The sequence below is a fragment of the Elusimicrobiota bacterium genome, assembly GCA_026388155.1.
Classification (GTDB): Bacteria; Elusimicrobiota; Elusimicrobia; order Elusimicrobiales; family UBA9959; genus UBA9634.
In genome coordinates this window covers 63,382-84,311 of the sequence record JAPLKI010000007.1, presented here as the reverse complement: position 1 = coordinate 84,311, position 20,930 = coordinate 63,382, and the positions used below count along the sequence as shown (strand labels likewise).

The following is a 20,930-nucleotide window of genomic DNA, read 5'->3' as shown; positions in this document are numbered from 1 at the left end:
GCGCTGCCGGTCCCTGTTACAGCGGGACCAACAGCGCTTCGACTCAGTTCGACAGCGCTAAAAGATTATTGTTCCTTCAAACTCTGCATGTCCTTTACGAGCACAGTCTCATGCTTCTTAACCCGCACAAGCCGTCCGTCCTGATAATGCACTTCCAGTGTGCCGTAGAAACGTTCCCGTCGGAGCTTCGCTGTAAGCTCCTCGAATTTTGATTCCAGTGTTTCCGGCGCTCGCGTTTCTGCCATGTCTAAATTCTAATGCATCGGCTGCGGTTTGTCCATAAACTGTTTAACCAGTTTATGCCGTCTTATTGCTGACATCGGCCTGCTCTATATCGGCCTCATGTGATTTCTCCAAGTAGAGATTCAGCGGCTTGAGCGGGAAGTTTGAAACAAGGAGTTCGTATTTATGACGCACTCCCAATTGGTGCATGCCGGTCCACAAGGTTTTTACGCGATAAGTTTTGAAGCCTTTGAATAGCCCCAGTTTTTCCAGTTCGTAACTCAGGATGAATTTCCCTTTAATGCTTTTGAGCGCCGGGATTAAATCTTCCTCTTTGAAGAATTTACCGCCGTGGTCTCCCCCCTCCTTGGGCCAATGAATGGGATAGGGCGGGTCAAGGTAGAAAAACGTATTGTCGCCATCGTACTCTTTGAGAATATCCTGCCAATCCCAGGACCGCAGTGTTACGTTCTTAAGCCTCTCCTGTATGTCGGGCAACTTAAGCGGCAGTTTGATGTGATAGCCCTCTCCGTTTCTGCCCGTTCTAACGCCTTCCCATGTGTCAGACCTGCCCCAGTAGGTCGCCTTGTTCAGATAGGCGAAACGGTAAAACCGTTCCCTCGGCGTTTTGGGCTGGCTCTCAAACAGCTTCCGGGCCCAGGTTCTGTGTATGACCCAGTCCTGCTTTTTTAACCAGTCTAAATCTTCCGGCGTCATGCTCTTGATGAACCGATATGAGAATATAAGGTCGGAATTAACGTCGTTGATTATTTCAGCGTCAGACCGCTTCTTATGGAAGAACACCTGCGCGCCGCCGCAGAATGCCTCAACAAATGTTTTGTGTTCCGGGATAAGCGCCAGGATTTTCTTGTAAAGCCGGTATTTGCCGCCTGGGCTTTTGAAAGCGCCATGCACTTTCTCTACATCAGGCGCGTCCTCAAGCTGCGGTAGAAATGACGGTGCCTTGTCCTCCATGCCTTCCGGCTCGGGTGTTAGGTCCTTCTCGATGTAGAGGTTAAGCGGCTTCAACGGGAAATTGGAAGCCATCATCTCCGTGACCCACTCCTGGTTGCCGCCCGGGCCCCGCATCTGGTTCCTGCGTTTAACTATGTAAACGTTGTAGCCCTTGAACACTTTGGCTCGTTCGGATGGATAGGAGATTATCCACTTCGCCTTAAGGCCCTTAACGGCTTTCAGAAAATCCTCTTCCTTGAAGCCAAAGTCAAAGAGGTTGAATTTGCCGGGATATGGCGGGTCCATGTAGAAAAACGTCTCCGGGCTGTCATAGTCCTTAAGCACCTGCAAATAGTCTTTATTGGTGACCGCCACGTTGCGCAGCCGCTCTTGTGCGCGATCCACGGTATTCGGGAAGTCTATTTTTACGCCTTCGTTGGCGGGGTTAAATGAGCCGCCTCGCATTTTGCCATAGGATGACCGGGTCAGATAGAATGATTTATAGAAGCGGTCGCGGTCGGTTTCCGGCTTCATAGCTTTAAGACGTTCGTGGGTCTCCCTGAGGATTTTCCATTCGCGTTTTGCCAGCGTGTTACTATCCTCCGGGCTGTGGTCCCGGATAAATTTGTGCATGAATGCAATCTCCGCGTCGCGGTCGTTTAATGCTTCCTGTGGTGATGGGTCCTTGGCGTAGAGCACCGCCGCCCCGCCTGCGAATGGCTCGACATAGGTGCGGTGGTGCGGGATATATGAAGCTATCCGGTGCGCCAGATAGCGCTTGCCGCCGTAAGAGCCGAATGCCTGGCGTACGCCCTTCTCTGCGTCGTTAGCATAGTCCGCCTCTGCGGCATCCTCCGCAATCATAGCTAGGGTCTGCTCCTGCAACGCGTCTTGAATGGTATGCTGGAAGCCACGGCGGGTCATCTCCAGCTGGACTACGATATGCAATGCCAGGATATCCTGCGCGTCCCAGTTTGTAGTCGAGTCAAATATCTTGTGCCCGCCCAGCAGCATGGCCCACGCCCTGTGCAGGATGAAGTCCATAGATAAAAGTTCTTGGTCCGGCAGCTTGGCCGGGTCCGAGCGGAACAACTCGCCGTAATCCGCAAAGTCAATTTTTACTATTTCCATAATTATTTCTCCTCGAGCACCGAAACAAAGGTGCATCTGCAATTTGGATGCGCAGGCAATACGTCGGCTGCCTCGTCCAATGCCATGATCTTGCCAAGCTTCTCACCGGGCGCCGTCTCGGCCGCATCTGCGCACTCAAGACACGCGTCGCCCGCGAGCAGCCATTGGACTTTTTCAACTCCGGCCTGCTTAAGCGCGTCCAGATTGCCTGCATTATATGCGCGGTTTGCCTCTGTGCGGGCTATTACCTCAGCCAGAACGTCCTTGCCGATTACACGGGTGCTCGTCCCCCGTATGATATTCCCTTCGGCATCTGTGACCGGCTTGACTGTAATGGACTGGCTGCCGACCCAGTTCTCAATGCGCCGCATAAGCTGTGGGATGGTTTCATTGGCCGTAATTCCTGCCGATAGTTCTTCACGGAGGCGGGCGGCCATCCCACCCGCTAAATCACCTGCCAACGCGGCTGCCTCGCTTTTGATTTTCTCCTGTATACCGGGGCTTAGGTCATCTACGCTTTCAAGCCCGTCTCTCTGTGCCGCTAAGGCAAGCCCCTTTCGCGCGGCCTCCAAAGAGAACCTCTCTATGGTTCTGGCGATGCCGTCCTTATCAACCAGCTGGAGCAGTATCTCTAAATCACCTTCGCGCTTGATGCCCGGCAGTTTTGCTTTGACCGCGTCGCCGATCTTGCGGAACATTGCCCTTACAGCCTCAACAAACTTGTTCTCAAGCGATACGATGGCCCGCGTGGCGTTGGCTATGGTCTCACGGGGATTCAGCGATTTCTGCATCTCCGGCATCCTGGGCGCTACTATCCGGCGCACTTCATCCGGGCTGAACACACTGTTTTGCAGGTAGATATTGAAAATCTCGGCCTGGTCTTTCTCGTCTATGGCACGCTTATTGAACTGGAACGACCAGTCGTTGATGCCGAATCCCTGCCGGATGACATGCTTTGTCAGCTTCTCAGCCAGCCGCATCTGGAAGGGTGAAATAGTTTCATCATAAAACGTGGCTGTCTGTTGGTCACCGCTGCCAGCACCGATGTTGCCGGTCTCGATGATGGATACCTTGCTCGGCGGCACACCGTAGACCGCCAGTATCTCGTTTCTGGTGAACTCACGGAGTTCCAGAAACTCCATGTCCTTCTGTGTCGTGCTTATCTGCTTGAACTCGATGTCGCCCTCCATCACCAAATCCGAATGCGCCATATCCGGATTCTTTACTCGGGCTTCCATATATTCGCGATTACGTTCCACCTGCTCCGGAGTAGCATCCTTCATTATGAACGCGCCCCGGATTTTCGCGCCGTTCAGGAAGAACGCCCGATTGTATATCTGCGCGTATTTATCAACCGTCACCGGCAGGATCAATGAAGCCAGCGGGGAAAGGCCGTAGAGGGTAGCCCCCTTGGTTCCCAGTTTGAAGTGAATAACTTCCCTGGGTGTAAATTCGACCTTTCCCGGCTGGCTCCTGGGGACTTGGATATAACCAGTAATGGTGCCGTGTTCATCCGCTATAACCCGCATAGTGGTCGCGTCAAGATTCCATAACTCTCTGGGCTTGCCGTCCGCACCGTAGACCACCTCAAGAAACGCGTTGCCGAACACATACACGTCACGGGCGATATCGTCCAGTATTTCCAGGAGGGTGTCGTTGGGATTGCAGTTGGCGAAGAACTCCTGCAGAAGTTCGGCGTTATTGGAGTCGGCATTGGCCTTTGCCGGCGACAGCGAATACCCCCGGGCGGTGACCGCCTTGCAGATGACGCCGACCACAGCGCGGACCCAGGAGGTTTGCTCATACATCATGTTGAAAATTTCGAAGTCTATATCCGGCAGGATGCCCTCGGTCGACGACGGCAAGCCGGTCACATAAGAAATTATCTGCTTTGACGATTTTTCAACCTCGGCGCGTATCACGCCGCCGAACAAAGCCTTCACAAGTCTTTCCCTTATGCCCATAAGCTGTCCCCTTTGGAAATTAAAGCGGAGTGCCGGAACCGCCCCGACCCCTTGAGTGTGGGACACTCAAAGCTCTCTCTTGAGCCCTCCTCCGCATCTATCCACCACTTTAGGTCGCACTTCTTTGGATAACTGCTGCGCCAGTTGAATGGCGATTCCTTGAGCAGCGCCTTCATAAGTTTGTGCGAGCACATGAATTTGCAGTATCTGAACTGAAAGCCCGATATTTTGGTCAGCCCGATGCTGCGGGTGAACCCGTTGGCTCTGGTCCCGTAGCGGGTTATCAAAAGCCTGGGATGGACAACCTCTCCATCCGCTGTGCAGTAGAACTGGCTCTTGATAAATCCGCCGTAAAGCCAGTTCGCCGACTGGTAAACGTAACCGGGCTTGCCCCGGAGTCCGTCGGCCCAACTGAATAATACGTGGACACCGGGGAAGTCCTGCTTTATCCGCCGGCAGCAATGCTTCAAAAACATGCTCTCGGTATTGCGGGGCATTTCGTCCAGCACACAGAACCTGTTCAGCTCCAGGTAATTGTTCACGCCAAGCGACGGGAATAGCCTGCGGATGGTATGCATCGGCCGCGTGCCGAAGCCCCATAGCGCAACGCCAACCAGTTTCTCGCCTTTGAACAGGCCATATGTTATCTTCGTTATGGGCGGGCAGATGACGGCGTAATGATGCGCCGCAACAAAATCCCGCCCCGTTGTGTTGGCGATGGGAGTTACGGATAAAATTTCGGCAGTGCCGTTCAGTTTAGATGTATTCATCATGCCGCCTGGAATCCCCCACATAATATATTCGCGGCACTACGCGCTGCGTCTCAAGTGCCTGAATGGCCAGCCATAACGCGTCCAGCATATCCTCAGAGCCGTGGGGGAAGTGGAGCAGTTCTTCTTCAAGTTGCGTTAGCCAGGCCATGCCGTTCGGTTTTGGCAGGCGTATAGCGCCGTTCTCAAAAAGCGGGGTTAAGCCGCGTAACCTGGCATGCTTATCATCGGACGCGTTTATAGTCTTAAGCGGCATATGCTTGGTCTCTTCGTCCGTACGCAGCGACTCGGCAAAGGCCGCCTGATAGCCATTGGATTCAACCGCCATCAGACATGGGTGGTGCTGGTGAAATACCCGTTTAGCCGCTTTGAGTTGCTCATTAAACGGAATCCTGTCACGGTAGGCGTCAATGACGTATACATTCCCGGCTTTGTCCTTGCCGATGACGCAATAAGCAAATCGTGAACTGCCCTCCCGCCTGGAGATAGCCAGGTCGATGCCTACGAACACCGGAATTCCCTCCGGCACGCGGTCATACCTGCCGGAATCAAGCCACGCCGCCTTAAAGTCAGAGCCCTCCTGGCCGGATGGATCATTGAGATACAGGCAATTGTAGGAGCTCGTGCCCAGTTGTGCTTTAAGTTGGGCGAGTTTTTTATTGCTGAATTTCTCAGGGAGCAGAATGTGCTGTTTGCCGGACTCGTCCAGCCATTCCGCCGCCAGATCTATAATCTTCCAGTTGGCGAATCCGGGCTCGGATTTCAGGAATCCGGCGATGTCGTCAGTATGCCAGCGGGTCATGACCACGATTATCTGGCCGCCGTCATCCAGCCGGGGTAACAGGTCCTTCTGGAACCAGGTAATTACTTTCTGCCGCTGGTTCGGCGTTTGTGTGTTTCTGTTGCTGCAAGGATCATCCACAATAACCAGGTCTGGATGCTGGCTGACAACAGTTCCTAACACCGAGGCCACCGCTATGGACGGCTCTTTGCGTATTTCAGTGCGCGGGATCTGGATGCGTTCCTCGGTCCATGTATCGGCTGTCAGGTCCCAGTGGCCGTATTGCTCGCGGAATCGCGCGCTTTGGGTCAGGTGCCCTTTAATCTCACGCAGGAAGCCTTTGGCGTTGTCCAATACTTCGTTGACCAGTAGAATCCGCAGGTTGTGGTTCTCTGTCAGCCGGAACAATGGGTAGGCTATGGTGCAGGAACTGGTTTTAAGATGGCCGACCGGAGCCAGCAGCAGAACGTACTGCTCGCGGAGCAAAATATCAAACCACGACAGATGCAATTCGGTCAATTGGGTGTAGCCAAGCACCTCTTTTGCGAAGAAATACAGGTCTTCAAGCCGTTGTTCGTGGTCTTTCATAGCCCCATTTTTCCTGTGCGAAGAAAATGGCCGTTTGTGCGAAGAATGGACGAAGGATTTTCCATTGAGCGGTTTCGTACAAAAAATATATGGGTATGTCCCTTTTGAACGTGCGAAATAAATTCTTTTGGGGAGCATACGCGGTTCCGGTCTGGATTTTTACGCAAATTTTCCGCGCCTTGTCGCGGAGTGCTTCTCCGACGAGAAAAGCCTAAACATAATCGCGCATTATGTTTAGTGAATACGGCGTTAAACGGCGTCATTCCCGTCCTTTTTGTGCTCTCCGGGCTCTGTCTGCGCCTCAGGTGGTTCCTGCGCTCCGGGTTGTTTAACGGGCTCGACGCCCAGGCCTTCAGCAGAAGCTTTTTCTCCTGCTGATTTATTGTGAAGGAACTGCCGCACAGTGATGCGGAGTTCTTCCGACTTCTCAAGTACTCGCTCCGGGACAGCGTTCCTTCCTGTGAGCATTCCGAACTGCGCCTGGCGGTCAAACAGCTCGCCCATAACGGAGACCAGGTCGCGTATTGTGGCCTCGGACAGTTTCCGTTTGATTTCTTTGAGCGCCAGGAAGATGATGTCCCACGCTTCGCGGGTGAGGCGGGTTTGTATTCTGGCGGCAGCGGGGTTGGGGCCTTGTTTGTCCGGCATAAATCTGGCCGCGTTATCGAGCCAGTATTTGACAGTGGACTTTTCAACTCCAAGCTCCCTTGCGATGGCGCTGAGCCGCGCGCCGCCCTCGAATTTCGTGATCGCGGTATGGATGGTTTCATTTGAGTGTTTTTGCGGACCCTTGCGTTTCATCGTGATAATCCCGTTTCAATTCCCGCCTAACCTTGCGGTGATACTCGCGGATATACTTGCGCCGCCAGGGGCGGATGCAGGTTCTGTGGAGTTGCTGATTCGGGAAAGAGGGTCGAAACCTCTTCCCGCAGTGCTCGCATACTCGCGGCTCATACCGGCCTTGATCTATTTTGGACGCTTTCATGTCAAAAGTCCATAAACTGTTTAACCAGTTCATGCCCCCTCCGGTTGCTTTACGTCGAGAACGCTGGACGCGCCGTCCGCTTTATGAATCCGGTAAACTCCGGCTCTTAAATGTTCCCAGACCTCTGCCTGCGGCCAGACCGCGAACGTCTTATTGCGCCGGACAGCCACCGCGCCCGATGTTACCTGGATAAACCGGACTTCTCCCGGCTGCCGGATGGCGACAATATCAAACGCGCCGAACAGATCCCGCGCGCAGAATACTATCCCCCGGCCCGGCAGCCAGCCGGGCTTGCCGAATGTGCGTTCTACCAGATAGCCCTGGCTCTTGAGGTAATCCGCGACCTTTTTTTCGTGTAAGTTTCCCTTCGCTCTGTTATTCATCGCTCCTCCCATGCTGACGCAGCAGACGCAGTCCCTGTATATCCCCGTCACGCGTGTGCGCGCGCGTACGCGCGTAACGGGTTAACCGGAAGCTGCGTCTGCTGCGTCTGCAAAAGTTAAAAAAGCCCGTAAAAATAAGCGTTTTCATAGTATCGTCCCTTGGACCTCTTTGCCTTTCAGCCCGATTCCTTGAAACGCGCGATTGCCCTTACGACCCGAACGCCGTCTTATAAACCCGCGTTTATCAAGATCATCAGAGAACCGCCGCTTTGTCCCCGCATATTCGCCGCACTTCTCGGTCCACACCTTCCATGACGCGAAGAGGTCGTCTGTGACGGCCTCGGCATTGATGTCACGGACACATTCGTCGTCAATCCATCTTCCCAGTGCGTCCTCGGATTCAAGATACTCCTCCGTGGCCGACACCACGCTGGTGGGCGGTTTAAGTCCCGTTTTTTGCCATTCAAGGCAGCCGTCCAGCATCCAGCGCAGTATGCCGTCTCCTTCGGCCAGCAGCCGGTCTGACAGCGTCTGGTCACGTTTCTCCGGAGGGATAGTGACGGTAAACGGCACCAGATGCAGCCTGCGCCGCATTGCCTCGTCTACGTCGCGGATGGCGGGCTTGTTATTGCCCGCGATGATAAGCTTGAACTGCGGTTTGTACTCGAAGAAATCCTGCCGCATGAATCTGGCCGCGATTTTATCTCCACCCGTTAACGATTTTATTTTGCTTTCGGCCCACCGCTTTCCCTTCTCGACTTCAATGGAAGTGACGAGCCTTGCCCCCCGCAGCCCGGCCAGATCTGTGGGATGTTTCTCGTTTTTGTTTTCCAGGAACGTGTCTATTGGCGCGCTTACGGCATAATCGCCCATTACAGCCGACAGCGTGTTCAGGAATACCGATTTTCCGTTTGCGCCGGTGCCGTATAGAAAGAAGAGCGCGTGCTCCGTTGTGACGCCGGTAAGCGCGTATCCCGCCATGCGAGCGAGATATCGCTGGAGTTCCTCGTCCCCGCCGGTGATATCCGCCAGGAACCTAAGCCAGGTCGGCGCGTCGCCTTGCGGCGTGGCGGCGGCTATCTTCGTCATGTAGTCCGCCCGCGCGTGCGGTTTCAGCTCGCCAGTGCGTAAGTCCGTACCGGCGCCGAACGCGTTGAGCTGCCACTGGTCGCGGTCCCAGATATCCATGCCAGCGGCGTGCTTCCTGTCGGCCCGGGCGAGCCGCTCAACGGCGGCCACCGTGCTCGCGCTTGCCACCTTGGCCGCGATATTTGCCTTCTCGCAGCTGGCTGACGCTTCGCGGCAGACTCGCCTTGAGAGGTCAAACGCCTTGAGCGTCGTCTCCCTGAGCCAGCGCGCGCCGTCCCAGTGCAGCCAGTGTCCCCACGGGGCGACGTAACGCCAGTCGTCGGCGTATTTGGAAGTGAATTTGAGCGCCAGAGCATCGTCAGTGAAGCCGGGCGGAACCGGTTCGTCTTCATCATCCCGCGCGGCCGGAGGATAGCGGCTTATGCTCGCGGCGATGTCGTTTACCTCTTTGTCCGGCAGCGGCGGGTCGCAGCGTTGCATATTTATGGCCGCAAGCGCCGCTTTTATCTCGCCGGCAGACATGCCGCGCCTGCGCATCGTGCCCGCAATACTGGCAAGTGTGGAGTTCCGTGTGCCGTCCCGCAGCGCGCCGGTCAGGCTCGGCGGCTGGACTGGTTTGCGCGTGAGGGCGAGAATCTCCTCCGACATGGCCGATAGATGCTCTTCCGCGTTGTTCCACTCGTATGCCTTCCCGTCTATCGTTGACCCGGGCGCGACCACGTATCCGCCGTCCGCTTTCAGATCCACGCCCGGCAGCAGGCCGTTCCTGCTGCGCAGCCCGCCCTCGGGACAGACGTAGTAGAGATGCCAGCCGCCGCTGGGCGTCAGGACTTTGAGCGTTGGCGGCAGGCCGCCATTCAGCCCGGCGGCAGACTCGCGGCCTTTCGCGCCCTTTTTGACGTCGATGTCTACGGCGGCGATGCCGGACACCACGCCCGTTGCCAGGCCGATATTCGCGTCCGGATTGCGCTCCCACCATTGCTGTATGGCCTCAGCCGAGGTGGTGGCATCCTTGAATCCGTTGCGTGTAATCGGTTTCTTGCCGTTGGGCTCCAGCGGAAAGACAGGCCAGCCCTGCTCAGCGAGGCTGAGGGCCCATTTAAGCTTGCTCATGTTCGCACCTCGTAATCCTTGTCCACCGTCCCGTGCGCGGCCAAGCCGCGCGCGTGCATGGGCCACCAATATGTCCCGGTATACTTACCGAATAACCCGCGTTCACCGTAGTCCTTGAAATGGCCCCGACAGATGTGAAGCGCGGTGTCGCCGATTCCCACATTTCCGGTCGCCTGGCCGCGTGTCACTGGCCTGGACGGGTCTATGACCAGCGTGTGGTGACGGAACAGCGGCGGTTTCCCCCTACGCTCGCGGGCGCGTCGTAGCGCATCTGGTATCGGCGGGCTTTTGGAGATTGGGACGTTCTTGCAGTGCATGAGCGAAAGCGCCAGCCAGCACGCCCGTGCGCCGATGGCCATGCTCCCGCCGAAGTCATCCTGGCGTTTCCCCATATATGGCGGACGGAGCATATAGGCGAAGCCGTTGTTTTCACCGGACGGCAGCAGTTCGCCGTTGTGGCCGACCCGCCATGCTATAACGCCCAGGATGTGCGGCAATTTCCCCGGCTCCATTACTTGCGTGAAAACCATGCCCATCACGCTCCACCGCGTTTCCCGCCCTGGATTTACCCCGGATTCCCGGTATTTATCTAGAATCGGCTTTGCGTCTTCCGGTCCGATCAGTGTCAGGTCCTCGGCGGAGCAGAGAACGCCTATTCTCAGCCTGCCGTTCCGGTACTCGCCGCTGGCCGGATCGAGTATTGTTTTGGTCTCCGCGAGCCACTCGAACCACATGCCCGGCATGGTGGGCGCGACATTGGGACAATTCGCGCTCATATTTTCATCGTCCATCATATGCGCCTGAAAGTATTCCCAGACGTTCTGGTTTTTAACGACGAAAACGGTACGGAACGCGCGAAGCATCCGTTCCCGGGGGACCCCGCCTCCGGGCCACTCCCTGGGTATTTCTTCCGACATCAAAATGTCGTCGATGAACATAATGCCTCCCTATGGCGTCAGAATGGGATTTCTTCGCCGTCGGAAGACTTGCTAGGCTCCGGCGTAGGCTGTTTGTGCTTAAGCATTTCCCTTGCGTCTTTGAAAGCGTCCTTGCGAGGGGGCGGTGTGGATGCGGGCTCAGGATGCCGTTCCGTGTAAACATCTTCGATGACGTTCTTTTCGTTGGTGTAGGTTCGCCCGTTGGCGACCTTGTCATAGGTCGTCACGCCCAGGAGCGCGCGAAACTGGCGGCCCTGCAGGTCTGACTCCTCGAACGAAAACTCGCCGTCGTATTGCATGCCGACGGCATGAAGGAAGTGGACGGCCATGCCGTGCCCCGGATTCGGTTTCTCGCCGTTGCCGCGCGGAATCCAGACAACGTTGTGCCACACGCGCTTGCCGAAATGCTCGCCCTTGTCGGCTATCTCGCAGATCAGCTTGGTTCTGGGTGTGCCCGGGTTCTTGCCGCTCTGGGTGACTTCCCCGTCCGAATAGTCGGAAATCTGCAACGTGTAGATTCCGCGCGGGGCCGGCTGGAACTTCGCCTGGCCGCCCTGTCTGGGGCTCTCCGCACCGGCGTCGCCTTTGTAATTTATTCTCGCCATGATTATTTGCCTCCTTTGGCCTTTGTGGCCGGTTTCTTTTCGAGCGTTTTCGCGGGCTCACCTGCTTCGGGCATCGCTGCCTTCTCGGTAAATAGCGCCGCAAAAGACTTATATGGATTGTCGCCGTCGAGCTTAATCGTCTTGTCACTGAGTTCCTCGACGCGTGAACCCCAGCGTCCAGCAACTCCCCCCTGAAACGTCAAACAGTATTCTGTCTTGCCGCCGACCTCGCGTTTGAATGTGTAGCCGATCATGTCTGCGGCAAAGGCCAGCTTGTCGCCGCTCTTGCCCGGCACGTTAATGCCAGCGGGGGTGATGACCTTGTTGTTGTCGTCGAGTTTTGGCTCGCGCAGGTGGGCATTGAGGATGAACAGCTTGCCGCTCTTCTTGAAGAGATTAATCATGCCGTCGATGCGCGCTCCGAGCTCGCCCCAGAGAGAGAAGCCATCGACTCCTGGCAGCCGGTCCGTGATCTTGGACAGCCCGGCTTTGTTGGCTATCTCATCGCAGATGTTCTCTACGAGAGTGTCGATTGTGTCAATAACGATTACCTCAATAATCGGGTCCTTAATCGCAACCAGGAGTGCCTCGCGGAAATTATCCAGTTTGGTCTTAACGATATTGCCGTGAGCGTCAACGACATCCTCAATATCCTCGATGCGGCCATCTATATGGTCGGCATCACCGCAGTCCATATTGAGAACGTACGAGTTGGGGAATGAAGCAGTGAACTTGCTTTTCCCGGTCTTAGGGTAACCCACTATGATGCAAATGCCGGACTTTGGCATACCTGTCTTTTTCTTCTTGCGCGCGCTCACCAGTTGATGGGCGGGCGGCGGAACGGTCTGTGTCTGCGCTTCTTGTTTCTCTGTGGTCATGTGTGGTCTCCTTGTCTTATTTATTCGTGAATGCTATTTTGCGCATCATCAAAACCCAAGTGGTGACGCAGGCTTCTTTTTCGGCTTGGGCAGTGCGGGCACCATCTCGGGCTTTCCGGCGCTTGAGAACGTTGGCGCACCGATTAGCTTGATTTCATTGCTACGCACCATGTTGAGGGCGGTGATGAAGCCCAAGATTGCGGCGGCCATATCAGTGACAGGTCTGGCTTCGCTTTCGTAAGGCGGTTTTTTTGAGAAGCGTACGATCTCGGCCCATGCGATCTTGATGTCGAACATTTCCTCTACGGCAGCAGCGTAACCGGCGACCTGATAGGCATATTCCGAACCGTAGAACCCGCTGCTGGTTTTTAGATCCCCAATACCCCATCCGCCTCGAACCTTTGAGTAACCCAAGAAGTCCAGGCGGCCGCCATAACGGTGTTTGGCGCTGGCGACGGCGACCTCGGTGGCGACGACCTCGATGTCTGATTGGAGGCGGTAAGTCTTGAAAGCGGAGACCGGCTCATTAAGTTCCTTGGGGTGTCCCTCCGGCTCGCGGCCGAGGATGATGGCCTCAAAGGCGTCATGGCACTTTGAGCCCAAGTCTGCGGCATCCTTGGCCATGCGGCGGTGCGCGCCCGCTGCGTCCTTTGCGATCTGCTCAAGCATCGCCGGGTCGAGCGCCGCGCGGCCCATTCGGAGAATTTCAGTCTTAAAGAAATTCGCGGATTCTCTGGCTGCCCAGCCGATCAACGCGTCTTTTGCCAGCACATTTAGAATGCCGGTCACAGATTTGAGCGGGCCGACAGTCTCGCCGGTTGGGAGAATAATGCTGTATTTGTGGTTGTCGGCGCTAACGGTGTATTTGGGCTCCGGAAGTTTCATCGCTTTATACGATGCTGACGGAATATCAGTGTTTTGCATGTTTTTTTACTCCTATTTATTGGTTTTGCTGGTACAGGCCACCCTGTTCGTCCTTGGCATCCGCGTGTTCCTTACGCCAGTCGCTTATCCAATCGCCGATCTCATTCCACTTGCTGCCGAGCGCGGTTTTGACGTCCACTCGCTCATGGGACGCCTCCAGAATCCTGCCGTTGCTGACTTTAAGCTGTTTGGGGACCGCTATCTCGCCGTTTAGGAACTTCTTGCCGAGGGCGGTGACTTGGTATATGCCTTGGTGCCAATGCTCCGGGTCTTGTTCCAGCAGGTGCCAGTACTTGAGGTCTCCCATGCGGGCGTAACGGGTGGTGAATCCAGCGTTCCGGATGTCCTTGGAGAATACGACGTCGCGCAGAAACGCGGATTTGACGGTGCTCTTGGAATCTGCGCGGTCGGCCCGCCATTTCACCGTCGTGTCCTTCGACAGCTTAACGGCGGCGATGAACAACAGTGTCATGAACCGGTCGAGCGATTTCACGCCCGCTTTCAGCTTCCGGCCGCAAGTCGGGCAGATTTCGGATTCGCAGCTCATGGCCGACCGCCCTGTTTCGTGAGCCGATCCACCCGGAAGCCGTTCTCGCCGAACTGCTTTATGAGGAACCCGGACATCAGCTTCGCCAGGTGCTCGCCACACTCGGTCCCGCCCTCTATAAGGCAGGCCGGGCGGTTCGGGGGCAGCTTGTAGTCCGTCTCCAGCTTAAGCTTGGCCCTACCGTATATGATTTCCGTCTCCCTGACCGCCAGCGTAAGGATGGCTTTCAGAATTTCAGCGCTCCCTCGCTTCGGCACTGTGAACTTGTAAATTATCGCGGATGATGTTTTCGCCATTTTGCCCTCCGCTATCTAAAGACGAATGAGGGTATGCGAAATGACGAAACTATTTTTTACCTGCTAAAAACCGCGCTTTACCAAGGAACTCTTGAGCTTGTCTATCCAGTATTTGACCGTCATCCGGGGCTTGCCTAGCCTTTCGGCCACGCGGACCTGATTGCCGCCCTCTTCCATGAGCAGGGCCCACAGCTCTTGGAGTTCCGGCGACAGGCTTTCGACCGCAAGCCTTATGTCTATGCCGGAGTCCTTTGGATCTCCGGGATGCGCGATGATTTCTTCCAGCGAAAGCATTTCGCCGTCTTTACCGGGTATTTCCATCGGCTGGAACAGCTTCGCGCCGGCTTTCCATCTGCGGATGTAGTCGTGCGCGGAATTGAACAGCGATTTGGCGAGAAACGCCTTCCAGTCTTTTATCCCCTCCCGCTTTCCGCTCTTTATGACGGACAACTTCCTGAATAATTCCGCCTCCAAGTCGTTCCACTCCGGAAACCCGGCGAACGAACGCGCCACGTTCTTCGCCAGTTCCACCTCCCATCCCTCGATTGGACGTGCATGAGCCTTCCCTTTAACGGACATAAGCCGCCTCCTCGCGTTAAGGGATGCGTTCGCGCGAGTGCAGCGGCTCCAATAAAAAAGAGCCTGATCGCTAAAAACGGGAACGCATCCCGAATTTAACGACCAGGCTCAAGCAGGCGCTGGCCCTCATGGGGCTCTGGCCTGCTATGGCGGCTCTTTTAAGGTCGCCGGATCACGCAGCCGTGGCTGCGGGTCCGAAGTTTCGTTATTACAACTAGATTGTTTTTTGCTTAGGGTCTATTCCCCATCCAATGCTAAAGAGAAAAAAACGGACCGCTTCGTCGAATGATTTAATCCTTTCGGCTTTCGTGTTAGTGTCCCAAGTAAATAACGCTTCTGTATTGATAGGATAATACTGCGCGTTACCGGTTAGAAAACGTAAAAATAGGATTTTGCCCATTTTCCCATATAGGGCGTCAGGCGTCTTGTCTGACCAATAGAATTCGCCATTAACTTCCAGCTTGTCGGTAATACCGGTGTTTTCGGGGTTGACGATGTCCAAGGTTCGGGCTGTTATCTTTTCTCCGAAATAATCATTCAATGGAGATTGGAATGGCACATGTAATTCTTTTAACTCATTAACAGGTGCTATCTGAAGCGCTGTGGGTATAGATTCACCGCCACGTCGTATTTCTTCTATTAAGACTCCCATAAAATTGCCATTGAGATCAAAAAGCGGGCCACCGCTCATGCCCTTGAAAGTCTTCGGGGTGTCCCGGTCAGGGATTATGTCACATGTTATGAGGTCATCTTTGAATTTCGAGATTTTAGTGAGATAGGATAAAATTTTAACGGATGAAATAGTTCTGGCTTCTATGTCAATCTCTTTCTCCGATCCCAAAGCACCATAAGCCATGACTGACTGGCTATTTGTAATTGATGCATATGGCTTTGTCCATTCGGGATATGAGAGATAATCCCCCTGAAAAGCATTTTTATCAACGATGAGATACGCGACATCGCTTTGCGAAGATATTCTGATTCTTGTCGGCCGAATTGTAGAGTGCTGAGATCTTCTGCCCACCAACAGTGCGCCTGTGCGAATGCAATCCACAACAACATGCCGGGCAGTAAGAACAGCTACTTCTCCTTCAGCCGTTTCTATGCAAATTCCAGAGCCACCACGTCCGTCGCTGCCAATCACGATGGCAAGCCGTGCATCAATCCATTCGGCAATTGTAGTCATGTTAAATATCCTTTTAATATCGTTCTATTCTTTAGACGATGGGACATTCTTGGATGGGGTTGATATGCCTATAACGGCTTCAAACTCACACCCGCAATGCTTGCATTTCAGCTCCATGTCGCAGGTCCGGACCTTGGCTACCTTGTGTCCGCATTTTGGACAGGCGACCCAGGTGTTTCTCTTTGTTGTGACTTCATCCATAATTCCCCCATGATTATGCTCGACGTAGATTCTTGGCTTTCCGAATTAAAAGCGTCATTTTCCCTACGATACGAAAGTCAGAGTCATCCGGTGCGATGATAATCGGCGCCATGCTGTCATTTTCCGGTATCAGTAGATGGTTCCCTTTTGAATCGCGGCCATATTTTTTCAACGTAGCTCCTCCTTGATAAATGGCAACCACGATGTCGCCGACATCCGCGCTTGTCTGCTGTTTGGCTATCACATAGTCGCCAGAGAAAATCCCAGCCTTAACCATGCTATCGCCTTTAACGGGAAACATGCAAAACTCTCCCGCGCCGGTCAAAGATTTTGAGATCCAGTGAACCTCATCCATTTCGTCGGATAAAGCTTTTGGGCTCCCCAACGGAACGGTCGCCAGGCATTCCGGAACCGGGGTTAAAGCGGACCAGTCAGGCCGAAACGTCCCAGTGGTAGGCATAAGACTGCGGAATTTTCGCTTCTCTTTTTTCAGGAGACCTTTCTTAACCAAGGCGTCAATGTGCCCGGCCACGGCTCTAAGCGAAGCAAAGCCGAAGTGAGTGCCTATCTCCCTAAAAGTCGGTGAAGCGCCGGTCTTCTGAATGAACCTGGAAATGAAGTCCAGTACCTGCCGTTGTTTTTGAGTCGGTTCCATCTCACGTCCTTGTATCTGCGGTTTAACCCCCGAATCAAAGAATAGTAAACATTTGTTCACTATGTCAAATTTTTCGTCATTTCCGCCTCTTCATTCGTCTTTATTCATATGAGGTGGTTATGACGGATATCCGGATTCAATTTATAGAAGAAATGACTGAGGATGAGCGGTTTCGGCGCGTTGTGGAAATTTTGACCATCGCGTCTATCCGGCTTCTGAAGAAGCAAAAACAAGCCAAAGAGGAAGCGGGCATTCCGAATAAAAAGGGCCTTGATTCTCGGCGGGAAAGATGGTAAGGAATGGTGTATGGTAAGCAGGAAAACCGCCACGGTTCAACAGGAAAAACCAAAGAGCTATTCGTGCGCCATTTACACACGCAAATCCACTGACGAAAACCTGAATACGAGCTTTAACTCTCTGGACTCGCAGAGGGAATACTGCCAGGCTTTTATCAAGAGCCGGGAGCCGGAAGGCTGGAGCGTAAACCTCGAGGAATACACCGATCCGGGGTTTACGGGCGGCAACATGGACCGCCCGGGCCTGAAAAAGCTCATCTCCGATGCGCGGCAGGGAAAATTCCAGGTCGTTGTCTGCTATAAATACGACCGCCTCAGTCGCAATACGAGAGATTTTCTCCACATCCTGGACATCTTCGAAAGTAACGGAGTGGCCTTTGTTTCTGTAACCCAGCCGATAGACACCACCTCCTCGGTCGGTCGGCTTATGCGGTCCATCCTGGTGGACTTCTCCCAGTTCGAGCGCGAAATGATAAGCGAGCGGACGCGCGATAAAATGGCGGCAATGGCCAGAAAGGGCAAGTGGATCGGCGGCCATCCTATTCTGGGCTATGACTATGACCGGAAGAATAAGCTTCTGGTGGTCAACGCTGAGGAAGCCAAGCAGGTCCTGGATATTTTCGACACATACATCCGGACGGCGTCCTTAATGCTTACTGCCAAGTCGATGGCCGCTAAGGGCTACACCATGAAAGCGTGGGTTACGGACGGCGGCAAGCGCAAAGGTGGGCGGCAATTCAACAAGGCCAACCTGAGCTATCTCCTGAATAATCTGATTTTCACCGGCAAAATAGTTTATAAGCGGGATACCATAATTAAGGGCGAGCATCTGCCCATCATCCCGGACGACGTTTTCGAAAAGGCGCACAGAATCCTCAGGGCTAATGGGCACGGAGTGACACAAAGACACATAGAAGAGCGAAAATACAGCTACCTCTTGGGCGGTCTGGTCAGGTGCGCTTTCTGCCATTCTGGTATGACTCCAACGACCAGCCGGCCGCGCCAAGGCGAAAGATATTTTTATTATCATTGCTCTTCGGTCAACAAGATGGACAGAACCGCATGTGAGGTCAGGCGGGTGCCAGCTAAAGCGCTCGAAAGTTTCGTGATGAAACGGCTCGAATTGCTGAGTAAGAGCAAAGACATTGTGGAAAAAGTCATTAAAGGGACATTGGAGGATTCCAGTCGGGCCCTCCCTGTTAAAAAAGAAGAAAAAAGCCGGGTGTGCGCTGAACTTGGCAACATTGACGGAGACATCAAAAACCTTGTGGGTGTTTTGGCACAGGAAGGCACCACTTCCCCCCGTTACACGGTTATCATGGAGAGGCTAGACGAAGCGCAGGCCAAAAAGGAAACGGTGCGGACAAAGCTGTTCGCTTTGGACAAAGAGATATTGGAGCACGAGAGCCGCGCGGTTGACGCGGAGATCGTGCGTCAGAACATTGAGAACTTTCTCCTTATTTTCGGGCAATGCAACTACGAGGAGCAGAGAGAGCTGTTGAAGATATTGATCCGCGAGGTTACCTATGATGGCAAGAATTCGCGCGTTAAAATAGCTTTAAGGCCGCTTTCGCGCGCTTGGGGCGATGTGGCCCGCTTGGAAGGATTGTTCGATTACCGTCAAAATTGGGGTGGCTGACGGGATTTGAACCCGCGACCTCTCGGGCCACAGCCGAGCGCTCTAACCACTGAGCTACAACCACCATGAAAGAATACCGGAAGACTTGCTGTTCGTGGCATTCAGGGCGCGCCTTTCAATCTCTTAGGCGGGCGCTGAAAGACTATTCTAAAATTTTATAAGATTAATGGCAATAGGCTAGGCTGAGGGCTGAAGCTGGAGAAAAAATAATGGAAACACGCAAACCGGCGGTGGCGGGAAGCTTTTACGAAGCGGACCCGGAGAAGCTCAAAAAAACAGTTTCACAATATTTGGACTGCGGACCTGCAAAAACAGAGGGCGAAATTATAGGCGTGCTGGCGCCTCACGCGGGATATGTCTATTCAGGCGCAATGGCCGGCAGGGCCTTTGCACGGCTTAAGGAAATCAAGGCTGACACTTTTGTGATTATCGGTACCGGGCATACCATGGCTTTGGAGCGGGGTGCGCTTATGGCCGGCGGTCTTTTTGAAACTCCATTGGGCCCGGTTCCGGTGGATACAAAACTGGCTGCGGAACTGATGAAAACCCCCTCCCTTTTTGAAAACCTGCCTGAAGCCCACGAAACCGAACATTCCATAGAGGTGCAGCTGCCTTTTTTACAGGTCTTAAATAGCGGTGATTTTAAAATATTGCCGCTTCTGTTTAACACCGAAAACGCCGACACGCTGGTTAAGGCCGGCAAAGCCCTGGCCGCCTGCCTGAAAGGCCGCAAAGCAGTTATCTGCGTTTCTTCAGATCTGTCCCACTATCCGCCGGGCGATGTGGCCGCCGTATCTGATAAGTCAATAATGCTCTCTCTTCAAACCGCGCTCAGGAACGCGGACCCCGGCTATTTTGACCTGGCCTGCCGCCTGGCGCTTGAAAAGAACCGCTCCAAAATGGACACGGCCGCCTGCGGCCAGGCGGCCATAATAGCCGGGGCCGCCGCCGCGCTTGAACTAGGCGGGGATGACTTTGACCTTGCCGGGTATTCCCACTCCGGCATGACCTCGGGCGATGACAACAATGTGGTGGGTTACGCGGCCGGAGTGTTTTCAAAAACGGGGAAAAAGAAGCCGGGTGCCATAGCGCTGAACGCGGAAATAAAACTGGAACTGCTTGCCCAGGCCCGCAAAAGCATAGGTGACTATCTCAAGAATAACAGGATAACGCCGTTGCCCATGAGCGAAAGGCTTGAATTTAACCAGCCGGCGGCGGTATTTGTGACGCTTACCGAAAATGGCCGTTTGCGCGGGTGCATAGGTTCAATGGAACCGCGCGCGGCGCTCGCCGACGCGGTAAACTTTTATGCCGTTGCGGCCGCTTTTGAGGATTCCCGGTTTTCCCCTGTAACGCGCAATGAACTGCCAAAAATAAAAATTGAAATTTCCGTCCTTTCACCCCTTAAACCGGTTGCTTCTTACGCGGAGGTGGAGCCGCGCAGGCACGGAGTTTATGTGCAGAAGGGCTCAAGGAGCGGCACCTACCTGCCGCAGGTGTGGGAGCATTTCAAAACCCGGGACGAATTCCTTTCTTCACTCTGCCTTGAAAAAGCGGGGCTTGACGCGAACGCCTGGAAAGAAAAATCCACCGCGCTTTATGTTTACACGGTGGATTCTTTTGAGGAAGGGCTGTAAATCTTTGCTTAACTCACATTCCTGAACAGCAGCAGGAACACCACTATTATGCCGAATCCGAGCAGCGCGCCCGACAGGACGCATCCCGCCAGAAAATAACCGGTGAGCGCGCCGGTCATGCCCGCTATGGCATAGTCCGTTTTGTGGTCTTTAAGATCCTTGCCCATTTTTTCAAGCAGTGTCGGATCTGCAGGCGCCGCCGTCGCCGCAGCTACCGCCGTGCCGGACGAGACGGCCGGTGCCGCTTTCAGCGTGGTAGTCGCTTTTGTGGTAGTTGCAGCTTTATCGGGCAAAAACCCCGCCACGTTAAGCGCCGGCGCGGCTTTATGCGCGGCCGTATTGTCATAGTTTGGAATATCATTCGCATTCTTCAGCAGGTCATACGTGGGGCTGTTTTCGGCTGAAGCTAAACCGCAACCCATCGATAAAACGAATCCGGAAACTATTGTAAGGAATGCAATTTTGTTTTTCATGAAAATATTATACGCTGTTTCGACTGGTTTGGTAAGAGCAAAAATGCCCAAAAGGTAATGGGCCAAAAGGCCTATGGGAAATAAGGTGACACAATA

Annotated in this window: 20 protein-coding genes and 1 tRNA gene; 2 read left to right on the top strand and 19 right to left on the bottom strand. The window is 54.1% G+C overall.

The annotated features are described in order from the left end of the window. Window positions 1–65 precede the first annotated feature (65 nt). The 17 genes from NTX59_02725 to lexA form a co-directional block, all read right to left on the bottom strand. Window positions 66–245, bottom strand: a complete 180-nt coding sequence (locus NTX59_02725) for a hypothetical protein (protein ID MCX5784579.1) — start codon at window positions 243–245, stop codon at window positions 66–68. A 52-nt stretch (window positions 246–297) separates the two neighbouring features. Further along, the gene (locus NTX59_02720; GenBank protein MCX5784578.1) at window positions 298–2,307 is read right to left on the bottom strand and encodes a DNA adenine methylase; all 2,010 of its coding nucleotides are present in this window, start codon (window positions 2,305–2,307) and stop codon (window positions 298–300) included. A gap of 2 nt (window positions 2,308–2,309) precedes the next feature. After that, complete coding sequence (locus tag NTX59_02715) at window positions 2,310–4,271, bottom strand: phage portal protein (protein ID MCX5784577.1); 1,962 nt, start codon at window positions 4,269–4,271, stop codon at window positions 2,310–2,312. Further along, window positions 4,262–5,041 (bottom strand): hypothetical protein, encoded by a 780-nt coding sequence (locus NTX59_02710; GenBank protein MCX5784576.1) that lies wholly within the window; start codon window positions 5,039–5,041, stop codon window positions 4,262–4,264. The genes NTX59_02715 and NTX59_02710 overlap by 10 nt, the downstream gene beginning before the upstream one ends. Continuing rightward, window positions 5,028–6,410, bottom strand: a complete 1,383-nt coding sequence (gene terL / locus NTX59_02705; GenBank protein ID MCX5784575.1) for a phage terminase large subunit — start codon at window positions 6,408–6,410, stop codon at window positions 5,028–5,030. The genes NTX59_02710 and terL overlap by 14 nt, the downstream gene beginning before the upstream one ends. Window positions 6,411–6,659: 249 nt before the next feature. After that, window positions 6,660–7,211, bottom strand: a complete 552-nt coding sequence (locus NTX59_02700) for a hypothetical protein (protein ID MCX5784574.1) — start codon at window positions 7,209–7,211, stop codon at window positions 6,660–6,662. A 213-nt stretch (window positions 7,212–7,424) separates the two neighbouring features. Next, a complete protein-coding gene (locus NTX59_02695; GenBank protein MCX5784573.1) occupies window positions 7,425–7,778 on the bottom strand; it encodes a hypothetical protein in 354 nt (117 codons plus the stop codon). Between the two features lie 144 nt (window positions 7,779–7,922). After that, a complete protein-coding gene (locus NTX59_02690) occupies window positions 7,923–9,980 on the bottom strand; it encodes a phage/plasmid primase, P4 family (protein MCX5784572.1) in 2,058 nt (685 codons plus the stop codon). Then, window positions 9,977–10,918, bottom strand: a complete 942-nt coding sequence (locus NTX59_02685) for a hypothetical protein (protein MCX5784571.1) — start codon at window positions 10,916–10,918, stop codon at window positions 9,977–9,979. Before NTX59_02685 ends, NTX59_02690 begins: the two co-directional genes overlap by 4 nt. Window positions 10,919–10,935: 17 nt before the next feature. Further along, complete coding sequence (locus NTX59_02680) at window positions 10,936–11,523, bottom strand: hypothetical protein (GenBank protein MCX5784570.1); 588 nt, start codon at window positions 11,521–11,523, stop codon at window positions 10,936–10,938. A gap of 2 nt (window positions 11,524–11,525) precedes the next feature. Beyond that, window positions 11,526–12,401, bottom strand: coding sequence for an AAA family ATPase (locus tag NTX59_02675; protein ID MCX5784569.1), 876 nt, complete (start codon window positions 12,399–12,401; stop codon window positions 11,526–11,528). A 48-nt stretch (window positions 12,402–12,449) separates the two neighbouring features. Beyond that, window positions 12,450–13,325, bottom strand: coding sequence for a hypothetical protein (locus NTX59_02670; protein MCX5784568.1), 876 nt, complete (start codon window positions 13,323–13,325; stop codon window positions 12,450–12,452). Between the two features lie 16 nt (window positions 13,326–13,341). Beyond that, window positions 13,342–13,872 carry a hypothetical protein gene (locus NTX59_02665; protein ID MCX5784567.1) on the bottom strand — a complete coding sequence of 177 codons (531 nt, stop codon included), beginning with the start codon at window positions 13,870–13,872 and terminating at the stop codon, window positions 13,342–13,344. Then, window positions 13,869–14,168 (bottom strand): hypothetical protein, encoded by a 300-nt coding sequence (locus NTX59_02660; GenBank protein MCX5784566.1) that lies wholly within the window; start codon window positions 14,166–14,168, stop codon window positions 13,869–13,871. Before NTX59_02660 ends, NTX59_02665 begins: the two co-directional genes overlap by 4 nt. A 63-nt stretch (window positions 14,169–14,231) precedes the next feature. Continuing rightward, the gene (locus tag NTX59_02655; protein ID MCX5784565.1) at window positions 14,232–14,747 is read right to left on the bottom strand and encodes a sigma-70 family RNA polymerase sigma factor; all 516 of its coding nucleotides are present in this window, start codon (window positions 14,745–14,747) and stop codon (window positions 14,232–14,234) included. 214 nt (window positions 14,748–14,961) lie between these two features. Beyond that, window positions 14,962–15,933 (bottom strand): serine protease, encoded by a 972-nt coding sequence (locus NTX59_02650; GenBank protein MCX5784564.1) that lies wholly within the window; start codon window positions 15,931–15,933, stop codon window positions 14,962–14,964. A 214-nt stretch (window positions 15,934–16,147) separates the two neighbouring features. Then, window positions 16,148–16,789, bottom strand: coding sequence for a transcriptional repressor LexA (gene lexA / locus NTX59_02645; protein ID MCX5784563.1), 642 nt, complete (start codon window positions 16,787–16,789; stop codon window positions 16,148–16,150). Between the two features lie 306 nt (window positions 16,790–17,095). Here lexA and NTX59_02640 point away from each other — a divergent pair, with 306 nt between their 5' ends. Beyond that, window positions 17,096–18,724 (top strand): recombinase family protein, encoded by a 1,629-nt coding sequence (locus NTX59_02640; protein ID MCX5784562.1) that lies wholly within the window; start codon window positions 17,096–17,098, stop codon window positions 18,722–18,724. Here NTX59_02640 and NTX59_02635 read toward each other — a convergent pair. After that, window positions 18,713–18,788, bottom strand: a tRNA-His gene (locus NTX59_02635). The two genes, NTX59_02640 and NTX59_02635, sit on opposite strands and share 12 nt — an antisense overlap. A 145-nt stretch (window positions 18,789–18,933) precedes the next feature. On the opposite strand from NTX59_02635, the gene amrB reads away from it, so the two are divergent. Further along, on the top strand, window positions 18,934–20,361 hold the full coding sequence (gene amrB / locus NTX59_02630; GenBank protein MCX5784561.1) for an AmmeMemoRadiSam system protein B: 1,428 nt from the start codon (window positions 18,934–18,936) through the stop codon (window positions 20,359–20,361). Window positions 20,362–20,369: 8 nt separating this feature from the next. Here the strand turns inward: amrB and NTX59_02625 are convergent, their stop codons facing one another. Beyond that, window positions 20,370–20,834 (bottom strand): hypothetical protein, encoded by a 465-nt coding sequence (locus tag NTX59_02625; protein MCX5784560.1) that lies wholly within the window; start codon window positions 20,832–20,834, stop codon window positions 20,370–20,372. Window positions 20,835–20,930: the final 96 nt, after the last annotated feature.